A 7,681-nucleotide genomic window follows, 5' to 3' on the forward strand; every position below is an offset into this window, starting at 1 on the left:
CTATCAATTATCGTTGGCCAAGGATCCGGGCCATTCAATCTTCTTGAAACGACCGAGGTATAACGAATGAGCGATAACCGTCGATTGCTTCCGCTTTTTTTGGCCGGCCTGCTGTTATTTCTGAACGCTGCGTATGCGGCCTGGCCGACCAGCGTGGATGGCCAACCCCTGCCTAGCCTTTCGCCTATGCTGAAGAAGGCGACGCCGGCTGTGGTGAATATTTCGACGCGTACGCAGATTCAAGAAGCCGAGCATCCCTTGTTGCGCGATCCGTTTTTCCGCTATTTTTTCGATATCCCGAATCAACCCCGCCGCCGCGAAACCTCCAGCTTGGGCTCGGGCGTGATCGTCGATGCGCGACGCGGCTACATCCTCACCAACAATCACGTCATCGATAAAGCCGATGAGATCACGGTGACGCTTAATGACGGTCGTCATCTCAACGCAAAATTGATCGGGGCCGATCCGGAATCGGACATCGCCGTGATCAAGGTCGAGCCGCAGAACTTGAGCGAACTACCGATCGCCGATTCCAGTCAATTGCAGGTAGGCGATTTCGTGGTGGCCATCGGCAATCCGTTCGGATTGGGGCAAACCGTAACTTCCGGCATTATCAGCGCGCTCGGCCGTTCCGGGCTCGGCATCGAAGGCTATGAGGACTTTATCCAAACCGATGCCTCGATCAACCCCGGCAACTCGGGTGGCGCGCTCGTCAATCTGCGCGGAGAGCTGATCGGCATCAATACCGCCATCCTGGCGCCGAGCGGAGGCAATGTGGGTATCGGCTTTGCCATTCCCGCCAATATGGCGACCAGTATCATGACCGCCCTGATCGAGCACGGTGAAATTCGGCGCGGTTTGCTCGGCGTAACGGTTCAGGACTTGACCCCTGAATTGGCGCAAGCTTTTGGCCTTACCCAAACCCAAGGCGCCGTCATTACCGGCGTCCAGCCCGATTCCCCCGCTGCCAGGGCCAAGCTGGAGCCGGGCGACATCGTGCTGGCGATCAACGACCACCACGTGAGGAACAGCATGGACGTCCGAAACGCCATCGGTTTGCAGCAGATCGGCGACAAAGTCTCGATCGAAGTTCTGCACAAAGGTGAAACCATGGTCCGTGAAGCGAAGATTGCCGAGCCCAAGATCACACGGGAGGAAGGCAAGAAAATCCATCCGAAGCTTTCCGGTACCTTGCTCGCCAATACCGAGCCGAACGAAGCGGTGCGAGGCGTGCGCGTGGAAAAGATCCATACCGCCTCCCATGCATTCCAGGCCGGTTTGCGCCCCGGCGACGTCATCGTCATGGCCAATCGCCAGCCGGTGGGCAATCTGAAGGAGCTCAAGGCCGCCGCAAACGGCAGCGGCGAGTTGCTGCTCAATCTCCAACGGGGGAACGGCTCGTTCTTCTTGCTGCTGCGCTAATAAAGAATGCCGGCTGATTAAGGGGCTGTTTAACAGCCCCTTTTTGTTGCGAGAGAGGTCTATGGATTTTTTGTGGGCGATTTCCCAGCCGAACTACTGGCTACCCTTACTGACCGCGGCCTTGTTGCATGTGCCGATGTTTATTCTGCTCGACAGGCTGCAACTTAGACTGGAGGGCATTCCGCTAAGCCGCGAAATCACCGCACGGGTTGGACCGCCGTTCGTTCATGCCGTACTCGCCCTCGGATTTGTCCTTCTCGTATACCCTCACCAGTTCGGACGCGCCGGGGAGCCGGATTTCGTTCGAAATCTCCATGCCGGAGCCAGGCCGATCTCGGATCTGTTCAATCTGGCTTTCGTGCTGGCGGTCTTTTTGCCCTGGCTGCCGGTGCTCGGCAAGTACAGAGGCATGGTGACATCGCTTCAGATCACTATCCTCGGAGCCGTGCTGTTGCACTGGCGGTATCCGGAGGTGTCGATGAAGTATTTTCCGCCTGCTTCAATGCTTCTCGGACTCATCGCCTTGTCGATCGGTTCGCATTTCTTGGCGCGAGAGTTCGGCGAACGTCTAGGGCGCCGATTGGACGGGGTGTTTGAAACGGAAGGGTGGGCAAATCTGATCGAAGCGCCGCTCGATTTTCTGCTGCAAGGCGCGGTGTTGCTCAGATACGGGCTCTATCTGGGTGGGCAGTTGCCGGGTTGAACGAAGCGGAGCCGCCCGCAGGGTGCCGCACACGGATTTACGGCATGACCCGTATCAATCGCGAACGATGCCTGTCCTGAGCCCGGTCGAAGGGCGCTTCACTTCGTTCAGCACATCCTACGAGCTTTATTGGGGTGAGCAGTTGCCTAGTTAGCAAAGTGGGGTAGGGCGGGAAAATCCCGCCCCGAAGTACGGCTGAGGGTTGATCAGCCCACGTAGCTGAGCCACTCCTGATGGTCGTTGCGGCGGCCGTGCACGTAATCGAAATACAGAGTTTGCAGCTTTTCCGTGATCGGTCCGCGTCCGCCTTCGCCGATGGTCCGCCCGTCCACTTCCCGGATGGGGGTTACTTCGGCGGCGGTGCCGGTGAAGAAAGCCTCGTCCGCGACATAGACTTCATCGCGGGTAATCCGCTTTTCGACAACTTCCAGCCCGTTCTCCCGGGCGATGGTGAAGACGGTTTCGCGGGTGATGCCTTCCAGCGCCGAGGTCAGGTCCGGCGTATAGAGCTTGCCGCGGCGCACGATGAAGATGTTCTCGCCGCTGCCTTCGGCTACGTAACCCTCGTGATCGAGCAACAAGGCTTCGTCGCAGCCCGCTTCCACGGCTTCCTGAACGGCCAGGATCGAATTCAGATAGTTGCCGTTCGCCTTGGCCTTGCACATGACGCTGTTGACGGAGTTGCGGGTATAGGACGAGGTGCGGACCTTGATGCCGCGCGCCATGTTTTCGGCGCCGAGGTAACTGCCCCATTCCCAGGCGGCGATCATGACATGTACATTGAGCCCCTTGGCGTGCAGGCCCATGCCTTCGGAACCGTAGAAGCACATCGGCCGGATGTAGGCGCTGGACAGGCCGTTCCGGCTTACGGCTTCGCATTGCGCCCGGTCGAGGATGTCCTTGTCGAAAGGAATCTTCATGTTCATGATGTGGGCGGAGCGGAACAGTCGGTCGGTGTGGTCGCGCAGGCGGAAGATCGCCGCGCCCCGGTCGGTCTTGTAAGCCCGAAGACCCTCGAATACGCCGCAGCCGTAATGTAGGGTATGGGTCAGCACGTGAACCTTTGCGTCTCGCCAGGGCAGCCACTCGCCGTCGAGCCAGATGACGCCGTCTCTGTCATCCATCGCCATCAGTCGTTCTCCGAAATTACCAGTGAATTGAAAAGCTTAGCGTTCCATCACGTTCCGCCAAATCTGCTGCACGCGGGAACGCAGTTCGAAATGTTCATGGGCCGGAACCAGCGCGGGCACTTCAAGCAGCGCAAGCCGGTGGGTACGTTCACGGAAAAGGCAATAGGCCTGCCCTAATAGTCCGGCATCGTCAGAACTTAAAAAACCGGCCTTCGTGAGAGAGTCCAGCAGGCGTACCACGTCGGTCCACTCGGTCAGTTTATTGCAATCGTGAGCACGCGAAAGAACCCCGAATTGTACTATAAACTCGATATCGACGATACCGCCGAAACTTTGCTTCAAATCGAACACGTCGGGGTCTTTTGCCGCCAGATTGGCGCGCATTTTTTCGCGCATTTCGCGAATTTCGGTCCGTAGGGTTTCGGTATCCCGCTCCCGGCACAGAGACTTCTCGCGGATAGTGCCGAACCGTTCGCCGATTTCGGGATCTCCGGCGACGAACCGGGCCTTTACCAGCGCCTGCTGCTCCCAAGTCCAGGCGTTATCCATTTGGTAGGTGTCGTACGCGTCGACACTGCTGACCAGAAGACCGGAACTTCCGGACGGCCGAAGCCGCAAATCCACCTCGTAGAGAATGCCCGCGGGGGTATTCGCCGTCAAAAGATGAATGATGCGCTTGCCCATCCGCGCGAAAAACTCGGCGGTGCTGACCGGCCGCTCGCCATTGGTGAGAGCGCTGTCGACGCCGTCATAGAGGAAGACCAGATCCAGATCCGATCCGTAGCCGAGTTCCAGCCCGCCCATTTTGCCGTAGGCGATTACGCCGAAACCGCCGACTTGGTCGACGCTTGCGCCGGGAGGAACGCCGTGCCGCGCGGCCGTCAGTCGCCAAGCTTGTCGCATGACTTCGTTCACCAGCACTTCGGCGATATAGGTGAGATAGTCGCTGACCACCATGATCGGAATGGCGCCGACGAAATCGGCTGCCGCGACTCTCAAAATGCTGCTTTGCTTGAACTGGCGCAGGCCGATCAGGATTTGTTCGAGATCCTCGGGATCGATCGAGTCGAGCTTCCGGCTCAGTTCCCGTTCCAGTTCCGCCTTCGACAGCGGCGTGTAAAGCGCGCGCGGGTCCAGCAATTCGTCCAGAAGCAGAGGATGTTGGGCGATATAGTTGGTGATCCAGGGGCTGCCCGCTGCCAGTTTGACGAGCTGCGACAAAGCTTGCGGGTTCTCCGCCAGAAGGGTCAGATAAACGTTGCGGCTAGCGATGGCCTCCAATAGCGCGAAAATCCGCTCCAGGGCATTTTCGGGCTGTTCGGTCGAGGCCGTGGCTCGGAGTAGCATGGGCATCAGGCGAGCGAGTTCCGAAGCGCCCCTCGGAGTGAGATTCTTGATGGCGTGGGAAGTCTGAAACGTCTCGATGAGTTTTGCCCCGGATTCAGGTGTAGGCCAGCCGAGATTCCGCAATGCCATGTAAATCTGTTCGCGATCGCCGCTCAATGCGAAAAAGTCTCGGCCCTCGGCCTTGACCGGCGCGACGACCTGTTCGAACACCTCGTGAACCTCCCGGCGCACCGCATCGATGCGCGCTTTGAAGCTCTCCCAGGCGGAAAAGCCCATCGCGAAAGCGAGGCTGAGCCGCTGTACAGGGCCGGTGGGAAGATCGTGGGTTTGCCTGTCGGCGTATTGTTGCAGCCGGTTTTCGACCGTGCGGAGAAAGCGATAGGCCTCCTGAAGTTTTTCGACCGTGGGCTTGGGCAGCAAGCCCAGATCGGCCAGGGTTTCCAGTACGACCTGGATGCGGCGCTCCTGCAGGCGTTTCTCGCGTCCGCCGCGGATCAGTTGAAATGCCTGGCCGATGAACTCGATTTCCCGAATGCCGCCCGGACCGAGCTTGATGTTTTCCTGGCGGTCCTTGCGTTGCAGTTCCAGCGAGATTTTCTGCTTCAATTCGCGCAATTCGCCGAGCGTTCGGTAATCGAGATAACGCCGATAGACGAAAGGCTTGAGAAATTCCTGAAGTTCGCGTCCGGCTTCGATATCGCCGGCGATGGGGCGCACCTTGACCATGGCGTAGCGTTCCCACTCGCGCGCCTGGCTTTGGTAGTACGCTTCCAAGGCATAGAAGTTCTGAACCAGGGGGCCCGAGTCGCCGAACGGGCGCAAGCGCAGGTCGACGCGGAAGATGAAGCCGTCCTCGGTCTGGGTGTCCAACACCTTGACCAGATTGCGCGCCAGCTTGGTGTAAAACTCGCAGTAGCTGGTTTCGCGCTTGTCCGCCAGAACCCCGTCGTCCCGATAGGCGAAAATCAGATCGATGTCGGACGAGAAATTCAGCTCGAAGGCGCCGAGCTTGCCCATGCCCAGCACGACCAGCGATTGCGGCCGGCCTTGCTTGTTGACCGGCGTTCCCTTGGCGGCGCAGGCTTGGCGAAAAAGAAAGTCCAGGCTTTCCTGTACACACACGTCGGCGAGCGCGGATAAATCCCGGAGGGTTTCTTCCAGGCTTGCCCAGCCGGCAATGTCGCGCCAGGCGATGCGCACCATTTCCCGGTTACGGAAGCGGCGCAGAACGGCCATCAACTCCGTTTCGGTAGCTACGCCTTCCAGGAGCTGTCGCAGGTCGCCGCGACAGGTTTCCTCGTCGGTCGAGTTCACCAGCCGGCCCGATTCCAATAAGTCTTGCAGGAGCTCCGGCCGGCGGGCGCATTGTTCGGCGACGAAAGGGCTCGCGGCCCAGACCGGACCTAAAGAGCCTTTGATCTTGTCCGGAAACTCGTCGAGTTCGATTCCGAGGTGCGCCGAGTTTGCGGAAAACGCGGTCCAAGCCGAGGCTACCGGCTGTTTGAGCGGTTCGGGCAAGCGCTGCAGAAAATCGGAGTTGTCGGACATAAGACAGTCTTAACGATGATGGAGTGGGTCAGGCCTCGGGACATGATCGTTTCAGGGCTTTTTAGCATCGTTACCGAAAAACGACGTCAAAAAGCCCTGGAAGAAATCCCCGTGCTCGTCCCGCTTTTCGCGTGCGGCTATCAGTGCCTCACGGACTTCTTCCTTCAATTTGGCATCGGAAAGCAACATGTAAGGCCGAATCGGTGCTTTCTCGGCTTTTTCCAAATAAGGCAGGGCCTTGTCATACTCGCCCTGCTGCAACAAAAAGTCGCCGTAAAAATAATTCGAATCCAGGGCGTTCGGATATAGCTTCAAAGCCGCTTCCAGATATTGACGGGCCGAATCGTCGTCTCCGAAGGAGATTGGCCAGCCGGGAAGCCGGTAATAAAGATTGCCGAGGGTGATATAAGCCGATCCTTCCATGGCGCGGGGATCGATGTCTATCGCCTTGATGAGCAGTTCCCGGGCCTCGCTGACCCTGCTCAGCGAGCTCAAACCGACGTCCGCAGCGGCGTAGGTGCAGAGGACGATGGCCTCCAGAACCAGCGGATCGGCTTCTTTGGGGTACTGCTCGGACACGGCATGAACCCTGGCCAGAAGGCCTTTGAACTTCTCTGCATGTTCGGATGGCGGCAGGCGGTAAAAAATCTCCGCCCATTCGTCTTCAAGACGCCGGACGGCCTCATGAACGCCCGATTCGGCCTTCGAGTGGCTGGTACCGGGGAGAATAACAGCTAACAAGGCGAGTACGAGATGTAAGGATTTCAAATGCAAATTTTCAGCAGTGGGCGATGAAACGAGCATTCTAACAATCGAGGATCGGGTGGTTAATGAGGAATGTCTATAGATTCTCGAGGTGGCGGCCGGTCCGATTGACTGGCTACGGCTGATCGGATTTTTCGTTGCCGAAATTTCTTCTCGTTTTTTCTATCTCTCGCCGATAAGTCTCGGCGTCGCCGTAATCGAGAAACCGGCCGTATGAGGAGTGGGGCGATTTGATGCGGCGCGCGTGTTTGATGGGACACCAGTGCTGTTCGGTGCGGGCGGCAATCTCGCGGACGTAAGCGAGAAGGCCGTTACCGTAGGAACAGTACGCGCAATTGAGTTTTTCGATCAGATTCAGATAAGCCAATCGTCCTCGGTCGAAGACCAGGTAATCGCCGCGTTTTACCTTAGGAATGCCGTAAATCGGGAAGCAAACCGCCTGGTATAGCGTGACGGCCAGATCCAGAAGGACGAAAGGGACGATCAATGAGTAAATGATCGGCGCGGTGAGCAGCGTGAGCGGGTTGGCCCTGACGATGTACTTGGTCAGGCTCGCCTTGAGTCTGCGGTGTTCCCGCAACAGTTCGTGGGCATAATCGATCCTTCCGTTGCGGAGCTTGATCCGGAATTCTTCCCTATGTTTGGCCAGTTCGGCTTCGAGTTCCTCTTCGAGCGCTTGGATGTTTTCGATCAGGGTCGCGATTCGTGGGTTCATGAGGTGCTCGAAGAGACGGGAAAATGGATCGTCTACGATAGCACGAAAGTT

6 protein-coding genes are annotated in these 7,681 nt (G+C 58.0%); 2 read left to right on the forward strand and 4 right to left on the reverse strand.

Going from position 1 to position 7,681, the window contains the following annotated elements; all coding sequences use genetic code 11:
• Positions 1-66: 66 nt before the first annotated feature.
• Positions 67-1,422, forward strand: a complete 1,356-nt coding sequence (locus tag ABJK70_RS17145) for a DegQ family serine endoprotease (RefSeq protein ID WP_210023848.1) — start codon at positions 67-69, stop codon at positions 1,420-1,422.
• A 61-nt stretch (positions 1,423-1,483) separates the two neighbouring features.
• Positions 1,484-2,125 carry a hypothetical protein gene (locus tag ABJK70_RS17150; protein ID WP_347258564.1) on the forward strand — a complete coding sequence of 214 codons (642 nt, stop codon included), beginning with the start codon at positions 1,484-1,486 and terminating at the stop codon, positions 2,123-2,125.
• Between the two features lie 206 nt (positions 2,126-2,331).
• On the opposite strand, the gene ABJK70_RS17155 is transcribed toward ABJK70_RS17150, so the two are convergent.
• From ABJK70_RS17155 to ABJK70_RS17170, 4 genes are all read right to left on the reverse strand, one after another.
• Positions 2,332-3,255, reverse strand: a complete 924-nt coding sequence (locus tag ABJK70_RS17155) for a branched-chain amino acid transaminase (protein ID WP_077728859.1) — start codon at positions 3,253-3,255, stop codon at positions 2,332-2,334.
• A 36-nt stretch (positions 3,256-3,291) separates the two neighbouring features.
• Positions 3,292-6,150, reverse strand: coding sequence for a bifunctional [glutamate--ammonia ligase]-adenylyl-L-tyrosine phosphorylase/[glutamate--ammonia-ligase] adenylyltransferase (gene glnE, locus ABJK70_RS17160; protein ID WP_347258565.1), 2,859 nt, complete (start codon positions 6,148-6,150; stop codon positions 3,292-3,294).
• A 51-nt stretch (positions 6,151-6,201) separates the two neighbouring features.
• The gene (locus ABJK70_RS17165) at positions 6,202-6,918 is read right to left on the reverse strand and encodes a tetratricopeptide repeat protein (RefSeq protein ID WP_168175350.1); all 717 of its coding nucleotides are present in this window, start codon (positions 6,916-6,918) and stop codon (positions 6,202-6,204) included.
• A gap of 112 nt (positions 6,919-7,030) precedes the next feature.
• Positions 7,031-7,681: hypothetical protein (locus tag ABJK70_RS17170; protein ID WP_347258566.1), on the reverse strand; the 651-nt coding region annotated here is incomplete at its 5' end.

The organism is Methylocaldum sp., assembly GCF_039794385.1.
Lineage (GTDB): Bacteria > Pseudomonadota > Gammaproteobacteria > Methylococcales > Methylococcaceae > Methylocaldum.